This is a genomic window from Reyranella sp., assembly GCF_004297405.1.
In the GTDB taxonomy this organism is placed as follows: Bacteria; Pseudomonadota; Alphaproteobacteria; order Reyranellales; family Reyranellaceae; genus Reyranella.
This window is the reverse complement of sequence record NZ_SCVC01000015.1, coordinates 34,063-51,048: the sequence shown is the minus strand read 5'-3', so window position 1 is coordinate 51,048 and position 16,986 is coordinate 34,063. Positions and strand designations below refer to the sequence as shown.

Below are 16,986 nucleotides of genomic sequence, written 5' to 3'. Positions count from 1 at the left end.
GGCTCAGGCCACCTTGTATTTCTTCAGAACCTCGCGATCGATCTCGATGCCGAGGCCGGGACCGGTCGGCACCTGGACGATGCCTTTCTTCTGCTCGATCGGCTCCTTCGCCAGATGATCGCGCAGCGGGTTGGGTGTCTGCTCGAATTCGAGCATCGGCGGCATCGGCCGGAACGCCGGTGGCTGGTCCGGCAAGGCGGCCAGGAACTGCACGGTCGCCGCCAGCCCGATGGTCGAACCCCAGGCATGCGGCACGCATTCGACACCGAACGCCGACGCCAGGGTCGCGATCTTGCGACACTCCGAGAAGCCACCGGCCGCGCATAGGTCGGGCTGCACGATGTCCATGGCCTTTTTTGCGATGACGTCGCGGAAGCCCCAGCGTGTGAAGTCGTTCTCGCCGCCGGCCACCGCCATGTCGAGCGCACGCGTCACTTCGATGTAGCCGTCGTGATCTTCGGGACTGATCGGCTCCTCGAACCAGAGGATGTCATGCTCCTCCAGCATGCGGCCGAGCTTGATGGCGTTGGGCACGGAGAAGCAGTGGTTGGCGTCGACCGCCAGCTTCACATCCGGCCCGATCGCCTCGCGCACCGCGGCGACGCGCTTGGCGTCGAGCTTGAGGTCGCCCAGGCCGATCTTCATCTTGATGGCGCGGAAGCCGTCGTTCTTGAATTCCAGCGCTTCCTCGACCGCCTCTTCGACCAGGCGGTTCATGTCGATAAAGTAAAGCCCGGTCGCGTACGGAATGACCTCGCTGCGATAGGCGCCGCCGATCAGCTTGTGCACCGGCTTACCCACGGCGCGACCCATGATATCCCACAGCGCTATGTCGATGCCCGAGATGGCCGAGATCGCCATGCCGGTCGTGCCGTAATCCTTGATCCTGTTGTAGAGGTCTTCCCAGATCGCCTCGACGTCGAATGGATCCTTGCTGACCACGCGCGCCTTGAACTGCGTCTCGATGAAGGTCTTGGCAACCGCCGCCGGGCCGTAGCATTCGCCCCAGCCGGTGATGCCTTCGTCGGTCGAGATCTCGACGACACACGAGGATCGCGTGCCGTAGACCCAGCCGCGCGCCGATACGAACGGCTTCTCGACCTTGCACTGCAAGATATGGCAGGCGACGTCTGTCACCTTCATCGGCGTTCCTCCAAATTATTCGTTAGCCGACTGTTATCAGCAAATTGCCGAGCTTGTCCTGACGGACCTTGTCGCCGGGTTCGACGACAGTCGTGCAATCGAGCTGTTCGAGGATCGCCGGTCCCTCGAAGACGGCATCGAGCGGCAGCTTCTCGCGCGCATAGACCGGCGTTTCGCGCCAGCCGTCGTTGAACCAGACGCGCCGTTCACCGGCTTGCGCTGCCTTCAATGTCGGCGCGCGTTCCGTGGCCGCGAGCGCGCCGAGCGAAATCTCCGGCCGCACGCCAATCACGGCCGTGTGCAGGTTCACCAGCACCGGCGGGATTTCCGCCAGTTCGATGCCGAAGCGACGGAAGTAGGCCGCGGCGAAGGCCTTGTGCAGCCCGGCGACACCGATGTCCGCGCTTTCCACGCCGACGGACAGGATGTGGCTCTGCCCCTGGAACTGCATGTCGGCGGCGAGCACGCGGCGCAGCTCGCGCACCGGCACACCCTCGCGCGCGATGGTGGCCTCGCCCTCGGCCGCCTGTTCGGCGTAGATGCGGGCCACTGTCGCATCGTCGACAGCCGACAGCGGCTTGTTCACCGTGCGCACATAGTCGTGGCGCAGGTCGGCCACGACGCAGCCCAGCGCGTTGGTGATGCCGGGCCGCGCCGGCACCAGCACGGTCGGGATGGCGAGCTCGCGCGCCAGCGCCGTGGCATGCAACGGGCCGGCTCCTCCGAAGGCGAACAACGCGAAGTCGCGGGGATCGTGGCCGCGCGACAGCGAGACCAGCCGGATGGCGCCGGCCATGCGATCGTTGGCGATACGCAGGATCGCGGCGGCCGCTGCCCCGGCGTCGAGCCCCAATCTCGAACCTACTTTCTCCGAGACGAGATCGCGCACGCGATCCAGCGTCACCTTGTTGTCGACGCCCAGCAGCCGGTCGGGATTGAGCCGACCCAGGATCAGGTTGGCGTCGGTGATCGTGGGTTCGGTGCCGCCACGGCCATAACAGATGGGACCGGGCCGCGCGCCCGCGCTCTCGGGGCCGACCCGAAGCATCCCTGCCGCATCGACCGAAGCGATCGAGCCGCCGCCGGCGCCGATCGTATGGACATCGACCATCGGCACATGGATCGGCAGGGCATATTCGAGCTCCAGCTCGCCCGAAACCTGCGGCACGGCGTTCTCGATCAGCCCGACGTCGGTTGAGGTGCCGCCCATGTCGTAGGTGATCAGGTTGGGATGGCCCGAGGCGCGACCGGTATAGGCCGCCGCCATCACGCCCGAGGCCGGGCCCGACATCACCGTATTCACCGCGGCCTTGGCGATGAGCTGCGAGGAAATCGTGCCGCCATTGCCCTGCATCACCAGCAAATCGCGGTCGTAGCCCTTGGCGCCAAGCTCCTTGCGCAGGCGCGAGAGGTAGCGATCGAGCACCGGCTGCACCGAGGCGTTGACCGCGGCCGTCACACCGCGCTCGTACTCGCGATACTCCGACAGGATGGCATGGCCCGCCGTGACATAGGCGTTGGGCCAGAGCCCGCGCACGATCTCGGCCGCACGCCGCTCGTGCGCTGGGTTGATGTAGCTGTGCAGGAAATGGATAACGACGGCCTCGCAGCCCTGTGCCAGCAGATTCTTCGCCGCCTCGGCCACGGCCGCCTCGTCGAGCGGCGTCAGCACCTTGCCGTCGGCATCCATGCGCTCCGGCACTTCGAGACGCACCTCGCGGTCGATCATTGGCCGGAACGTGCCGCGCAGGCCGTAGGGTTGCGGCCGCGTGCGGCGCCCGAGTTCCAGCACATCGCGGAAGCCCTTGGTGGTGATCAATCCGACCTTGGCGATCTTGCGCTCCAGCAGCGCGTTGGTCGTCGTGGTCGTGCCGTGCACCACGGCCTGCAGCACGGCGGGATCGAGGCTCGCCGACGCGAGTGCCGCCATGAAACCGATCGCCTGGTTCTCGACAGTGGTCGGCACCTTGGCGAGCTTCACCTCGCGGGTTTCGGGATCGATCGCCAGCAGGTCGGTGAAGGTGCCGCCGACATCGATGCCGACGGTGAAGCTGCTTTTGGGGGACATGCTCAAACCGATAGATACTGTTCACGCAACGAAGCGTCGGCCGTCAGCTCGGCCATCGAGCCGCCGAAGCGGATCTGGCCCTTCTCGATGATATAGGCGCGGTCCGCGACGGCCTGCGAGAAGTGCAGGTTCTGTTCGCTGAGCAGCACGCAAAGCCCCTCGCCCTTCAGCGCCCGGATGGAATTCGCCATCTGCTCGACGATGATCGGCGCCAGTCCCTCCGACGGCTCGTCGAGCAGCACGCAGCGCGGATTGCCCATGAGAGTACGCGCGATGGTGAGCATCTGTTGTTCGCCACCCGACATGCGGCCGCCCGGCCGCTCGCGCATGTTGGCTAGATTGGGGAACAGCGCAAAGAGCTTGTCTTCGGTCCAGGTCGGCGCACCATCACGCGCGGGCTGGCGACCGACTTCGAGATTCTCCACCACCGACAATTCGGTGAAGATGCGCCGTTCCTCCGGGACGTAGCCCAGCCCGAGACGCGCGATGCGATAGGGTGGCAGACGATCGATGCGCTTGCCGGCAAAGGCCACCTCGCCGTGCGCCGGCGGCACCAGCCCCATGATCGCCTTCATGGCCGTCGATTTGCCGGCGCCGTTGCGGCCCAGCAAGGCCACGACCTCGCCTGCGCGCGCCTCGAGGGAGACGCCATGCAGGATATGCGCGCGGCCGTAGAAAGCATGCAGGTCCCGGACCTCGAGCATCAGTGGACGCTCCCGAGATAGACGGCGCGCACATTGGGATTGCTGCGCACCTCTTCGGGTGTGCCGCCGGCGATGAGCTGGCCACGGTCGAGCACGATGATGCGGTCGGCCTGGGAGAAGACCACGTCCATGTCGTGTTCGGTAAACAGTACGGCGATGTTGCGTGCCCGTGCCAACTGCGCCGTCAGCTCCATCAGCGCCACCCTTTCCTTGGGCGCCATGCCGGCAGTCGGCTCGTCCATCAGCAGAAGCCGCGGCTGGTTGGCCAGTGCAATCGCCAGCTCGACTCGCTTCAGGTCGCCATAGGCCAACACGCCGCAAACACGGTCGGCTTGGTCAAACATGCCGACTTGCTCCAGCAACGCATCCGCTTCGGGTCGGAACGCCGCGCCGAAACGCCGTACCAGGGAGCGCAAGCGGCCCGTGTGGGAATAGAGCGCCATCTGCACGTTCTCGCGTACGGAGAGCGAGGCGAAGGTTGCCGTGATCTGGAAGGTGCGACCCACGCCCAACCGCCAGATGGCGCGCGGACGCAGACCTACGATGTCGCGGCCTTCCAGGCGAACAATGCCGGCGTCGGGACTGAGCTGGCCGTTCAACATGTTGAAACAGGTGCTTTTGCCCGCCCCGTTGGGACCGATCAGTGCCAGCATCTCGCCGGCCGCAACGGCAAACGAGACATCGGCAACGGCCTGCACGCCGCCGAATGCCTTGTGCAGCCCTTCGACCTGGAGAACGGCGCTGCTCATGCCGGCCACTCCCGCCACCGCATCACCAACGCCTTGAGGCCACCGACCAGTCCCTGCGGGAACAGCAGCACGATCAACAAGATCACGAGGCCGATAACGGCCCGCCAGAACTCGGTATTGCGTGCCACGACATCGCGCAGCCAGGTGAAGATCGCTGCGCCGACAACCGGGCCGGTCAGGGTTTCGACACCGCCCAGCAACACCATGACCAACCCGTCGGTCGACTGGGCGATCGAGATGGTCGACGGGGAGATGCTGCCCTTGGAGAAGGCGTAGACGGCACCGGCAAGGCCCGCCAGCGCGCCCACGAGCACGAAGGCGGCCCATTGGAAGCGGCGCAGGTCGATGCCAATTGCCTCGGCCCGCAGTGGCGAATCCCGGCCGGCGCGCAACGCATAGCCGAAGGGCGAGAACATCACGCGCCAGAGAAAGGCGATTCCTGCACCGCACAGAGCCAAGGCGAGATAGTAGTAAACCGTCTTGTCGGCGAGCCAGGGCGACGGCCAGACGCCGAACACACCGTTGCTGCCACCGGTGACGGAATCCCACTGGAAGACGATCGACCAGCTGATCTGCGCGAAAGCGAGAGTCAGCATCGCGAGATAGACGCCGGAGAGGCGCACGCAGAACCAGCCATAGACGATGGCAAAGGCACCGGCGATCAGGGGCGCGATCAGCAGCGCTGCCTCCATCGGCAAACCGGCCCGCTTCAGCAGGAGACCCGCCGCATAGGCGCCAATGCCGAAATAGGCCGCGTGGCCGAACGACACCATGCCGGCCGGTCCCATGATGAAGTGGAGCGAGACCGAAAACAGAGCAAAGCAGACGATGTCGGTCAGCAGGATCGCGGCATAGCGGTCCGTGACCCACGGGACAATGACGAGCAGCGCCAACCAGACCAGCGCGAAGCCCCACGACGGCACCTTGAACGGCGGTGCCGGTTCTGCAGCAACACGCTGTGCAGCCTGCGGCTTGCCGAGCAAGCCATAGGGCCGCACGACCAGCACCAGCGCCATGATCAGAAATTCGACTACGAGGGTGAGCTTGGAGAAGGAAATCTCGACGCCGAACCAGGTGACGCTGCCCATACCGATGCAGAAGGCCTTGGCGACGCCGATGATCACGGCCGCCAGGAAGGCGCCGCCAATGCTGCCCAATCCGCCCACGACAGTGACCACGAAGGCATCGGCGATGACGGCGAGATCGAGTTCGAGGTTGGCCGGCTCGCGCGGGATCTGGAGCGCGCCGCCCAGCCCCGCCAGCACAGCGCCGACAAAGAAGACGGAGGTGAAGAGCTTGGCCTGATCGACGCCCAACGCGCCCACCATCTCACGATCCTGCGTGGCGGCGCGCACCAGCGCCCCCCAGCGGGTGCGGGTCAGCAACAGCCAGATGGCCGCCAGCACCAGCGGGCCGATGACGATCAGCAGCAGATCGTAGGCCGGTACGCGCTTGCCCATGATTTCGACAGCCATCGACAGACCGGGTGCGCGTGGCCCGACCAAATCCTCAGCGCCCCAGGTGAAGAGCGCGATATCCTTGATGATCAGGACGATGGCGAAGGTCGCCAGAAGCTGGAACAGCTCGGGCGCACGATAGATACGCCGCAGCACCGCGAGTTCGATCAGTACGCCGACCAAACCCACGACAAGCGCCGCTAGCACGACGGCGCTCCAGAACCCGAGCGGTGTGCGGCCGAACAGCTCGATCAACGAATAGGCGCCGTAGAGCCCCAGCATGTAAAGCGAACCGTGCGCAAAGTTCACGATTCGCGTGACGCCGAAGATCAGCGACAGGCCGGCCGACACCAGGAACAGCGACGAGGCGGCGGCCAGCCCATTCAGGAGCTGGATGAGGATCGAGGAAAAAGTCACGCGTGAGACCGTCGGGGAGACGGTGGCGAAGCCACCGTCAGTTCTTCGGCCTCATCTTCTGGACATCGGCATCACTCGGCAGGGCATCCTTGCCGTCGACAAAGCGCCAGTCCTTCATGACACCCTTGCCGTCCTTCACGCCGATGCGACCGACATAGGCACCCATGGTCGACTGATGATCGATCGGGCGGTACTGGATCATCCCGAACGGCGTCATCAGAGTGAGGCCACTCATCGCCGCCACCAGCTTCGCCTGGTCGAGCGAGCCCGCCTTCTTGATTGCTTCGGCTGCCGACATCACGGTCGCGTAGCCCACCACGGAACCGAGCCGCGGATAATCCTTGAACTTCGCCTGATAGGCGTTGAGGAACTTGGTGTGCTCCGGCGTCTTGATCTCGCTCCAGGGATAGCCCGTCACGTACCAGCCTTCGGGCGCCTCTTCCTTCAGCGGATCGAGATATTCGGGTTCACCGGCCAGGAGGTTGAACACCTCGACGCCCTTGAAGAGACCGCGCTGCTGGCCCTCGCGCACGAACTTGGCGAGGTCGGGTCCGAACAACGAAGAGAAGATCGCGTCCGGCTTGGCATCGGCCAGCGCCTGCGCCACAGCACCGGCGTCGATCTTGCCGAGCGGCGGAGCCTGCTCAATCACGAATTCGACGTCGGGCTGCTTCTCCTTGAGCAGCTTCTTGAAGGCCGCCGTCGCCGACTGGCCATATTCGTAGTTGGGATAGACGATCGCCCAGCGCTTCTTCTTGAGCTTGGCGGCGTCGGGAATGAGCATCGCCGTCTGCATGTAGGTCGAGGTACGCAGGCGGTAGGTGTAGGCGTTACCCGAGTCCCAGACGATCTTGTCGGTGAGCGGCTCGGCGGCGATGAACAGCACCTTGCGCTGCTTGGCGAAATCAGCGACGGCCAGACCGACGTTCGACGGGAAGGTGCCGATCAGGAATGCTGCGCCCTCGCGGCTCAGCAGCTCCTCGGCCACTCGGACCGCGTCACCGGGATTGCCGTTGTCGTCGCGGCTCACGACCTCGATCTTGCGGCCGAGCACGCCGCCGGCAGCATTGACCTCCTCGACGGCGAGCTCGATGCCCTTCTTGTAGGGTTCGAGGAAGGCCGGAAAGACCTTGTAGCTGTTCAGTTCGCCGATCTTGATCGGCGCCTGGGCGGCGGCCGGGCCTGCCAGTCCCAGGGTGGCCAACGACGCCGCGACGAGCGCAGCGGTGCCGGCGAGCAAACGATTGCGGGTCAGCATGAAGTCCCCCTTCGTGGAATGATGAAACTCACTCTCCCTAGACCGAACCTACCGAGCCCGGCCCACACCTCACAAGCACACAACAGACCAGCCGGGCATCAATCGGCAAAACTCGACCGCGCCTGGATGCCCCAATGCCCCTCCTGAAGGGTCACGATGTAGATCGTCTCGAAAGTGCCGATCAGCGACTCGTCCTTGCGCCAGCGACTGAACTTCACCTTGAGATGCACCTTGTTCTTGCCGGCGTGGATCGGCGTCCGTTCGTCCCAGGTGCTGTGATGCCAACCATCGCCCGCGCGGGCGATGAAGTCGCCCAGCTTGTAGTCGCCATGGTTTGGCCAGACGACGACCTTGCCGCCCGCCAGCCGCACATGCGGGAAATTGCAGGCCGCGTTGACGCCGGGCTCGTCACCCCGATTGAGGGCCGCGAGATAATCGTCGAGGCAGCCCATTGCCGCCGCCAAAGGATCGCTCATCGCTGGCCGTCTCCCACCTTGATCTCTGCTGCCGTCAATCCTCCCACCCTCGCATGGGGGCGGCCGCCAATCGAGGCCGCGACGATGAACACGATCTCGTCCGGCTTGGGTCCATCCGGCACGCAGAACTCGATGGCGTCGAAGTGGCTGCGCACGTACGCGGCGGCCACATGGTGCAGCGGAATGTCGATACGCGAGCCGGCTGCGGCGACCTTCACCGTCGACGGCACGATCGACTTGGCCCCACCCATGGCATGGCGAATGCCGAAGCCCGAGGGCTGATGCCAGAGGGCGGCATGCTCCAGCTCACCGGCCAGCCCCACGATGGCACCCTTGCCGTAGGCTTCGAGCTCCGAACCCTTCGCACCCAGGATCTTCATCACCCGCTCGGTCAGGTCGACTGCGAGCGGCTCCAGGGCCTTCATCATCGGCTGGATGTCCGAGACATGGCGACCGGCATAGGGGTTGGCGATCACGCCACCGACCACGGCCTTGGTCACCGGCCGTGCCAGCACCGGACCACCATCGTGCAGCGTCTCCTCCACGGTCGCGACGTACTTCCGCACTTTCACCAGATCGCTCATCCCACCTCCATCAGAGCCAGCGGTGCTTCATCTGCTTCGAGGCGCCACGCGCCTTGCAACGACAATGCCGCGCTGTCGATCAAGCCGCAGTGGCGCAGCCGGCGCGCTTCGGCCGCCCCCCGATCCAGGGCCTCGGCAATGATCTCCAAAGGCAGATCCCCTACGGCAACGGTCACCGGCAAATCGCCGAGGTCGCTGTCGGGATCGAGGTCGCGGGCTGGGCGGCGCTCGACAGCCGGATGATCGACGTTCACGGCATTGGCGATCAGGGTCGCCGCCGCATCAGCCGCCGCTGCCGTTGCCGCAAGAACCGTGGCCGAGTCGGCAATGCCTAGCGAGAAGGAACGGCCGCCACGGCCCGACGTAGCGATACCCCGCACGGGCCTCTCCGCCGTGAGGCGCGCCACGCCGTCGAGCGCTTGCGCGAAGATGCCGGCACGCAGCTCGTGGTCTGGCGTGAGATGGATCGCGATGTCGCCGCCGTCGTTCACATACGCCTTGTCGAGCGTACAGCCGCGGACCATCGCCTGCAGCATCTCATCGGCCACAGCGCCTGCTACGGCCGCCATGGGCGTGATGTAGACGGCGCGATGCGGCCAGGTGGCCTCCGCCATGCGCCGCGCCACCGGTCCCTGCAGCAGCGGATAGGCGTCACCCAATGGCCGGCGCAACAACGGAAGTTCGCCGACCAGGGTTGGGAGGATGTCGCCAAAGCGCTCGATTACCTGCGCGTAGGCGCGCTCCACTTCCAGGCGCGCGCCGAAGGCCTCGATGATGAGATCGATGGGCCCGTGCTGCAGATGCAGCCTGCCATCGGCCAGGCGGGCGGCGACGGCGCTCACTGCCCGCCCTCGTCGACGCGTACCTTGTGGCGGGCCAGTACGTCCTCCAGCGTCACGGCACGCGAGGCGTAACCACCCAGCGCCGCATAGTCGTCGGCGCGCAAGGTGAACTCGATGGGTGCGACCAGGGCTGGCGTCGGCACGTAGCCAAAGGACTTCTCCGGCATGCGCGCCACGTCCACCATCAAGGTGATACCGCCACCCGGCCAGACATAGGCCGGCACGCCGCCCAAGGTGACCTTGGTCAGCGCCTCGCGCACGGAGCGCGTGAGCCGCACGGGGTTTTCCGTCACGCCGGCACGCAGCGATCCACCGGCGCCGGCCATGAACAGCACCGTGCAAAGTGCAGGTTCGCAATTCTCCGCAATGCGCTCGACCACATGCCGCACCGGTGTCGGCATGTCGGTGGGGCGCGGCTTCAGATCATCGTCGAGTTCGAACCAGGCCGAATGCTCGCCGGTCGTCGACACCATCAGGAGTCTCAGCCCCGGCCAGGCTTGCTTCGGATCGATCCTGTCGATGATCTCCAGCGGATCACTGATGTTGGTGCCGCCCCAGCCCAGGCCCGGTTCGGCCACCTGGAAATAACGTCCAGGCGTCGAGCGGCGGCCCCGCACGCGAATGCCGGCCGGCTTCATGTCGAGGAAGGCACCGCCCTGATGTTCGCTCAGCACGCCGGTAATGTGGTCGTCGACCACGATCACCTCGTCGGCGTGGCCATGCCATTGCGGGGCAAACATCCCAATCGCGGCCGAACCGCAGCCGACGCGCATGCGCTCTTCCAGGGTGCCGTTCACGATCGGCGGCTTGTCGGCCTGAACCACGACAGTCGAGCCACCATCGATGCTGAGTTCCACCGCCTCGCGATTACAGAGCGCCAGCAGCGCGTCGCAGGTAACGACGCCCTCCTTCTTGGAGCCGCCCGTCAGATGATGCACCCCGCCCAGCGACAGCATCTGCGAGCCGTACTCGGCCGTGGTGACATGGCCGACCGCCTCGCCCTTCACGCGCACCGCCGCCTGTTCCGGCCCGAGATAGCGGTCGGTGTCGATCTTCACCTTGACGCCGCAGTAGCTGAAGATGCCTTCGGTCACGACTGTGACCATGTCGACGCCTTCGTGCTTCGAGGAGACGATGAAAGGCGCGGGCTTGTAGTCGGGATAGGTGGTGGTGGCGCCGATCCCCGTAACGAAGGCGCCCTCGCCCTTGCCGAGTTCGCCCCGCCAGGCGTCGCTGCCCTCGACGAAGGCGACCCTCGCCAGATCGGGCTTGGCCAGGAGCACCAGCGGATCGACGCGCACCAGCGCACCGTTCTCGTTGGCGTAGCGGTCGCAGGCGCCGGCACGGCCGGGCCGGATGCGGCAGAGAACGGGGCAGGCGTCGCAGCGCACGATGCCGGCGCTGCGCTCGGCCTCGGTGAGCGAGATGTCGTCGCTCATGGCGTCTTTCCCTTCAACTGGACGATGGCCTCGCGCAGGCGATGCGGCAACAGCGGTACGCGGCGGGCACGGACGCCGGTCGCGTGATGGATAGCGCCCAGGATTGCCGGCGCCGTCGGCACCAACCCCGGCTCGCCGACACCCTTCGCGCCGGAGGGACCCAACGGCTCGCGATCCTCGATCAGCAGGCACTCGATCTCGGGCACGTCGCCCACAGTCGGGATAAGATAGTCGTGCAGGTTCTCGGTGCGGCCGGGCAGATACTCTTCCATCAGCGCCAAGCCCAGGCCTTGCGCCACGCCGCCCTGGATCTGCCCTTCGACCAAGGTCGGGTTGATCGCCTTGCCGACATCATGTGCCGCCACGATGCGCAGCACCTTCACGGTGCCCAGCTCGATATCCACCTCGACCTCGGCCATCTGGGCGGCAAAGGCATAGGTCGCATAGGGCACGCCCTGGCCGTCGGCATCGAGCGGCGTGGTCGGCGGATCGAACACGCCCTCGCCCATCAAGGGACCGGCCGTCGCGAGATCGATCGTCCGTACTTCCGCACCGTCGCGCACTGTGAGCTTGGCACCTTCGAGCGAGAGGCATGCGTCGGGGCCAGCATTGGCCAGACGCAGGATCTGTTGGCGCAGATCCTGGCCTGCCTTTTCCGCTGCCTTGCCCGACACGAAAGTCTGGCGAGATGCCGAGGTCTTGCCGGCGTCGGTCGTGAGATCGGTATCGCCCGCGACCAGCGCGAATTGCGACGCCGGCAGACCAACCGCGTCGGCAGCGATCTGCACCATGATGGTGTTGCTGCCCTGCCCGATGTCGACCGCGCCGTTGTAGAGCGTCAACGAGCCAGCCGGCGACAGGCCGATCCGCATGCGCGACGGGTTCGACATCGAGGTATTGCCGATGCCGTACCACATACACCCGACACCGACGCCACGACGATGCGTGCCCCCTTTGGCGTTAAATGCGGCGGCCTTCTCCTGCGCCTCGCGCCACGCGGGCCGCAGCGCGTCGAGGCATTGGGCAAGGCCCGCCGAATGGGCGAGCACCTGGCCTGTCGCCGTCGTGTCGCCGACACGCAGCGCATTGCGATGACGGAACTCCAGCCGGTCGATGCCCATCGCATCGGCCAGCTCGTCCATCATCGCCTCGTGCGCGATGGCCGCCTGCGGCACACCAAAACCTCGGAAGGCGCCGGCCGGCGGACCGTTGGTGAAAAAGGCCTCGCCCCAGGTGCGCACGTTGGGGACGGCATAGGGGCCCATGGCGTGCACCGGCACCCGGTTGGCCACGGTCGGCCCCCAGGAGGCATAGGCGCCGGTGTCGAAGGTGGCGCGCACATCGCAGGCGACCAGCTTGCCGTCGACATCGCAGCCGAACTTCGCCGCCACACGCGCGGGATGGCGCTTGGTGCTGGCCGCCATGCTTTCAGGTCGCGTGTAGACGCAGGCCACTGGACGGCCGAGCTTCCAGGCCGCAATCCCGACCAGCGGCTGCACCGATAGATCGAGCTTGCCGCCGAAACCGCCGCCGCAGGCGGTCGGCACGATGCGGACGGCCTCGGGCCGAAGCCGCATCACATTGGCGACCTCGTCGCGGTCCATGTAGGGGGTCTGGGTGGTGACATGGATTTCGATCCGGTCGCCCACCCGCTCCGCCCAGCCTGCCTCGGGTTCGATGTAAGCGTGTTCGACGAAAGCCGTTTCGAACACACCCTCGGCGACCGCAGCACAGTCCGCAAAGGCAGCCCCGGCGTCTCCCCGCTTCACGCCACCTTCCAACAGGAGGTTCCTTGGCCGGTCGGCCTGCACCAGCGGGGCATCGGGTGCTATGGCGGCGTCGACGCCGAACAAGGGTGGCTCCGGTGCCCAGACGATCGGTACCTCTTCGTCTCGGATCGCCAGCACCTCGGCCCGCGCCCCGACCAGCGCCACGACGGCCTCGCCGCGGTAACGCACCAGGCCGTCGGCCAGCACAGGCTGATCCTTGATGTCGGGATAGATGCCGAAGCCGTTGAACGGCACGTCTCCCGCCGTCAGCACGGCCGCCAGCCGTTTCTGCAGCGGTCCGAGATCGCCCAGCGTGAAACGGGCACGGGCATGCGGCGATCGGACGACCCGGATCCAGAGCGCGTCGGCCGGAATCGCATCGGCGCCGAAAGCGTCCCTGCCCGTGACCTTGGCTATTCCATCGACACGTGAGAGACGGGCGCCAACAGCCTCGCCCGCGGCGGGATCTGGTTCGCCCACCGGTGACGTAACCTCCATCACCGCGTCGACGATCTTGCTGTAGCCAGTGCAACGGCAGAGCACGCCGCCCAGGAAATCCTCGACCTCGGCGCGCGTCGGCCTGACCGTACGACGCACCAACTCCTCCGCCGCGATCAGCATACCCGGCGTGCAGATGCCGCACTGGGCCGCGCCATGCGCCAGGAACGAGGCCTGCAGGGCGGCCAGCATCTCGGGCAACGCAAGCCCTTCGACCGTCTCGACGGTGCGGCCCTCGACCTGCCCCATGGCGACCAGGCAGGAACAGACCTGCCGCCCGTCGAGCAGCACGGTACAGGCACCGCAATCGCCGGCGTCGCAGCCGATCTTGGTGCCCGTGCAGCCGAGATCGTCGCGCAGTGCCGCTACGAGCCGGGTGACCGGCGCCCCCTCCCACTCGGCAACAGTGCCGTTCAGGGTGAAGGCGACCTTCACGAGACTAGCCCCGACAGCAGTCGGCGCAGCAGCGTAAGCACGGCCTCGCCGCGATAGGACGCACTGCCACGCACGTCGTCGATGGGCGACAGCGGCGCGAGATGCGTCGGCTCGACGCGATCGGCCAAGCTTCCGTCAAAAGCCGCACCCACCAACGCTGCTTCCAAAGCCGGAAGACGCTGCGCCACGGGCGAGCAGGCGCCGACAGCGATGCGCGCGGCCGCGACTCCTCCCTCAGCGACCTCGATCACGGCGGACGCCATGGCGATCGAGATCACGAGGTAGCGCCGCGCACCCAACTTCAAGAACCCGGCGCGCGCCACGTGAGGCGGACGCGGCACATGAATGGCGACGACCAGTTCTCCGGAGAGGAGCGCCGTCTTGCGAACACCGGTGATGAACTCGGCCAGAGCAAGGCGGCGGCTGCCGGCAAAGCTTGCAATCTCAATCTCGGCGTCGAGCGCCAGCAAGGCCGGCACGCCATCGGCCGCTGGCGAGGCATTGCAGAGATTTCCGGCGAGAGTGCCAGCGTTCTGGATCTGGCGGCCGCCGACCTCGCGTCCTGCCTGCTTCAGCCCATCGAACAAGGGAGGCAGTTCCGCCTCGACCAGTTCGCTCCAGGTCGTAGTAGCGCCTAATCGCCAGCCGGTCGGCGTTTCGGAAATACCGCGAAGAATGGCAATTCCAGCGATATCGAGAACATCCTCCGTGACCAGCCGGCCGACCCGCGCAGGGTAAAAATCAGTGCCGCCGGCCAGCACCGTGCAGGGTCGGGTCAATGCCTGGAGAGCCTCGTCGAGGTCTCGGGGTCGGAGGTAGTCGCCCATATCGTTCGTATACGCACGATGACACGGACACCGCCGGAGTCAAACACGCGCGGCGGTTGAACGAATATTTTTCGACGACTCGGACTCAGGCGATCTTCGACAGGAGATCGAGAAGCTGGCGCTGTTCTTGCTGGTTAAGCGGCTTCAAGGTCTCACGCGAAACCGCCGGTCCATTGAGCAGCAACTTCGCGACCAAACGATTGCCTTCGGTCGTGAGGCTGAGCAGCGTGCGGCGTGCATCTCCAGGATCAGGCCGCGAGTCGACGAGACCGCGTTCCTTCAGGCGTCGCACCACGCCTTGCATCGTCGCCTTGTCCATGCCGACGAGACGGCCCAACAGATTTTGCGACAGCTCGTTGTACTCGTTGAGCTTCACCATGCTCGAGTACTGAGTTGGCGTGATGTTGGGGTCGCCTATACCAACTTGGAAAATGGAACTCGCGCGCTGATGTGCGCGTCGCAAGAGGTAGCCGACTTGTTCTTCGATTCGATACGGCCTTGAGGCCACGCTCGATGTCGTTTTCGACTCGAGCCGTTTCTTTGCAACGTTGCTTCGCATCGCCCCCCCGGCCCTGCTGCCCCTTGGCTACACTGACAGCGCGCGTTGCACAACGGTCACATAACACTCTTTGATGAAGGTGAATGGCGATCCCTTGACTAGCTCAAGTCGGCACGGCAGCGAACCAACCGTCAGTTACCAGCGACCCGCCGCTCGTGACCCACCCAGAAGGGCTCGCGCAACTCCTTCCGCTTGATCTTGCCGACCGGTGTCTTGGGCAGGGGATCGTAGCGAATCACAATCTTGCCCGGCCGCTTGTAGTTGCCGAGGTGAACGGAGCAGAGATCGACAAGTTCCTTCTCCGTCACTGCGCTCTCTTCCTTTACACAGACGACGGCACAAGGCGTCTCACCCCAGCGCTGATCGGGGATACCGAACACAGCAACTTCGAGCACGGCAGGATGTGCGGCGATGACATTCTCGAGCTCGGCCGGATAGATGTTGAAGCCCCCGGAGATCACCATGTCGTCGGCGCGGTCTAGCATGTAGAGATAGCCGTTCTCATCGAGACGGCCGATGTCACCGGTTTTCACCCATCCATCGACGATACGCTCGGCCGTTGCCTGCGGGTTGTTCCAGAAACCCTGCATCTGACCTTCAGCCTTGGCGACGATCTCGCCGGCTTCACCAGGCGCCACCGGTTTGTTGTCCTCGTTCCAGATCTGAAGCTGTGCGAAGGGCAGCGGCATGCCGCAGGCACGCAATGGTTGAGAGCCAGGTACATCTTTGGCGAACCATTGCCGCGGCCCCATCATCGCTACAGGTAGTACCTCGGTCTGCCCATAGCCCTGATACATGGCGTCTCCGAAGATCTCATAAGCCTTCAGGGCGGTTTCGTCGGAGATTGGCGCCGCTGAGACGAGCATGCATTTCAGATGGGGGAACCTGCGCGCTTCGATGCCGGGAATCCGGTTAATGGCATTCAGGATCGTCGGCACCATGAACATGTACGCGGTGCGTTCTTCCTCCATGAGATCGAGCAGACTCGCCGGATCGAACTTTTCGGCCATGACGTTACGCCCGCCGCCGAGCCAGATCGGCGTGAAGAGATAGCCGGAACCGTGGCTGATCGGCGCGAGATGCAGGCATGAGTCGCCCGGCTCGACCGGCGGATAGAGGTAGAACCAGTCGCGGCCGGCGGCGAGCCACGCATGATGGGTATAGGCCACGCCCTTCGATTTGCCGGTCGTGCCCCCGGTGTGACGGATGATGAAATAGTCCTTCGGATCGATGGCAGGGGCAGGATCGATGTCGGATTGCCGTGCCAACCACGCTTCGTAACCTGAGTCGCGGACAAGGATATGTTCGAGTTCGGGTAGTTCACCGCGTATCGATTCTATTTCCTCGGCGTACTTCTCCGAGACCACGACCACGCGGCAGCCAGTATGACCCAACATATGGACATGGCTCTCACGCGCATTGCGTGGATAGAGCGGGACCCGCACCAAGTTGGCGATGGTCGCACCCAGGAAGAAATCAGACGATTCCAGGGTGTTGTCTTCGAGCACCCCGACCCTGTCCTGAGGCTTGAGGCCGAGCGCCAGAAGGCCGTTGGCCATGCGCACGCCGCGATCCCAGGCTTGAGCGAAGGTGAGCCGCCGATCGCCCGCCACGATCGCCTCGCGGGCCGCGTTGTAGCGCGCGGCACTTCGCATCTGCGTACGCACGTCCATGGGATTCCTCCGGAGTTTGCTTAGCGTTTTGCGTCGCAATGCCAGAGGCGATGACGCGCGGTCAAGGTGGTGGCAGGGTGGCCGCCGT

At 65.4% G+C, this 16,986-nt stretch carries 14 protein-coding genes; all 14 read right to left on the bottom strand.

Annotated features, from left to right (window positions below):
- Positions 1–3: 3 nt before the first annotated feature.
- The 14 genes from EPO50_RS12630 to EPO50_RS12565 all read right to left on the bottom strand — a co-directional run bounded on the left by EPO50_RS12630 (position 4) and on the right by EPO50_RS12565 (position 16,898).
- A complete protein-coding gene (locus EPO50_RS12630) occupies positions 4–1,143 on the bottom strand; it encodes a mandelate racemase/muconate lactonizing enzyme family protein (RefSeq protein WP_296344485.1) in 1,140 nt (379 codons plus the stop codon).
- Between the two features lie 22 nt (positions 1,144–1,165).
- Complete coding sequence (locus EPO50_RS12625; protein ID WP_296344484.1) at positions 1,166–3,211, bottom strand: hydantoinase/oxoprolinase family protein; 2,046 nt, start codon at positions 3,209–3,211, stop codon at positions 1,166–1,168.
- A 2-nt stretch (positions 3,212–3,213) separates the two neighbouring features.
- Positions 3,214–3,918 (bottom strand): ABC transporter ATP-binding protein, encoded by a 705-nt coding sequence (locus tag EPO50_RS12620; RefSeq protein WP_296344690.1) that lies wholly within the window; start codon positions 3,916–3,918, stop codon positions 3,214–3,216.
- A complete protein-coding gene (locus EPO50_RS12615) occupies positions 3,915–4,664 on the bottom strand; it encodes an ABC transporter ATP-binding protein (RefSeq protein WP_296344482.1) in 750 nt (249 codons plus the stop codon). The genes EPO50_RS12620 and EPO50_RS12615 overlap by 4 nt, the downstream gene beginning before the upstream one ends.
- A complete protein-coding gene (locus EPO50_RS12610; protein WP_296344480.1) occupies positions 4,661–6,538 on the bottom strand; it encodes an ABC transporter permease in 1,878 nt (625 codons plus the stop codon). Before EPO50_RS12610 ends, EPO50_RS12615 begins: the two co-directional genes overlap by 4 nt.
- A 37-nt stretch (positions 6,539–6,575) precedes the next feature.
- Positions 6,576–7,796 carry an ABC transporter substrate-binding protein gene (locus EPO50_RS12605; RefSeq protein ID WP_296344478.1) on the bottom strand — a complete coding sequence of 407 codons (1,221 nt, stop codon included), beginning with the start codon at positions 7,794–7,796 and terminating at the stop codon, positions 6,576–6,578.
- A gap of 98 nt (positions 7,797–7,894) precedes the next feature.
- Positions 7,895–8,272 carry a hypothetical protein gene (locus tag EPO50_RS12600; RefSeq protein WP_296344476.1) on the bottom strand — a complete coding sequence of 126 codons (378 nt, stop codon included), beginning with the start codon at positions 8,270–8,272 and terminating at the stop codon, positions 7,895–7,897.
- Positions 8,269–8,856, bottom strand: coding sequence for an amino acid synthesis family protein (locus EPO50_RS12595; RefSeq protein WP_296344474.1), 588 nt, complete (start codon positions 8,854–8,856; stop codon positions 8,269–8,271). The genes EPO50_RS12600 and EPO50_RS12595 overlap by 4 nt, the downstream gene beginning before the upstream one ends.
- On the bottom strand, positions 8,853–9,698 hold the full coding sequence (locus tag EPO50_RS12590; protein WP_296344472.1) for a UPF0280 family protein: 846 nt from the start codon (positions 9,696–9,698) through the stop codon (positions 8,853–8,855). Before EPO50_RS12590 ends, EPO50_RS12595 begins: the two co-directional genes overlap by 4 nt.
- Entirely contained in the window at positions 9,695–11,137 is a 1,443-nt protein-coding gene (locus EPO50_RS12585; RefSeq protein WP_296344471.1) for a 6-hydroxynicotinate reductase, read from the bottom strand. Before EPO50_RS12585 ends, EPO50_RS12590 begins: the two co-directional genes overlap by 4 nt.
- Positions 11,134–13,839: a molybdopterin cofactor-binding domain-containing protein gene (locus EPO50_RS12580; RefSeq protein WP_296344469.1), complete on the bottom strand. Its 2,706-nt coding sequence runs from the start codon at positions 13,837–13,839 to the stop codon at positions 11,134–11,136. The genes EPO50_RS12585 and EPO50_RS12580 overlap by 4 nt, the downstream gene beginning before the upstream one ends.
- Entirely contained in the window at positions 13,836–14,666 is an 831-nt protein-coding gene (locus EPO50_RS12575; protein WP_296344467.1) for an FAD binding domain-containing protein, read from the bottom strand. The genes EPO50_RS12580 and EPO50_RS12575 overlap by 4 nt, the downstream gene beginning before the upstream one ends.
- A gap of 85 nt (positions 14,667–14,751) precedes the next feature.
- Complete coding sequence (locus EPO50_RS12570) at positions 14,752–15,225, bottom strand: MarR family winged helix-turn-helix transcriptional regulator (protein ID WP_296344465.1); 474 nt, start codon at positions 15,223–15,225, stop codon at positions 14,752–14,754.
- Between the two features lie 131 nt (positions 15,226–15,356).
- Positions 15,357–16,898 (bottom strand): class I adenylate-forming enzyme family protein, encoded by a 1,542-nt coding sequence (locus tag EPO50_RS12565; RefSeq protein WP_296344463.1) that lies wholly within the window; start codon positions 16,896–16,898, stop codon positions 15,357–15,359.
- Positions 16,899–16,986: the final 88 nt, after the last annotated feature.

Coding starts and splice junctions, on each gene's coding strand:
- EPO50_RS12630 (WP_296344485.1), bottom strand. CDS start 1,143: ATGAAGGTGACAGACGTCGCCTGCCATATCTTGCAGTGCAAGGTCGAG.
- EPO50_RS12605 (WP_296344478.1), bottom strand. CDS start 7,796: ATGCTGACCCGCAATCGTTTGCTCGCCGGCACCGCTGCGCTCGTCGCG.
- EPO50_RS12570 (WP_296344465.1), bottom strand. CDS start 15,225: ATGCGAAGCAACGTTGCAAAGAAACGGCTCGAGTCGAAAACGACATCG.
- EPO50_RS12595 (WP_296344474.1), bottom strand. CDS start 8,856: ATGAGCGATCTGGTGAAAGTGCGGAAGTACGTCGCGACCGTGGAGGAG.
- EPO50_RS12625 (WP_296344484.1), bottom strand. CDS start 3,211: ATGTCCCCCAAAAGCAGCTTCACCGTCGGCATCGATGTCGGCGGCACC.
- EPO50_RS12585 (WP_296344471.1), bottom strand. CDS start 11,137: ATGAGCGACGACATCTCGCTCACCGAGGCCGAGCGCAGCGCCGGCATC.
- EPO50_RS12565 (WP_296344463.1), bottom strand. CDS start 16,898: ATGGACGTGCGTACGCAGATGCGAAGTGCCGCGCGCTACAACGCGGCC.
- EPO50_RS12615 (WP_296344482.1), bottom strand. CDS start 4,664: ATGAGCAGCGCCGTTCTCCAGGTCGAAGGGCTGCACAAGGCATTCGGC.
- EPO50_RS12575 (WP_296344467.1), bottom strand. CDS start 14,666: ATGGGCGACTACCTCCGACCCCGAGACCTCGACGAGGCTCTCCAGGCA.
- EPO50_RS12600 (WP_296344476.1), bottom strand. CDS start 8,272: ATGAGCGATCCTTTGGCGGCGGCAATGGGCTGCCTCGACGATTATCTC.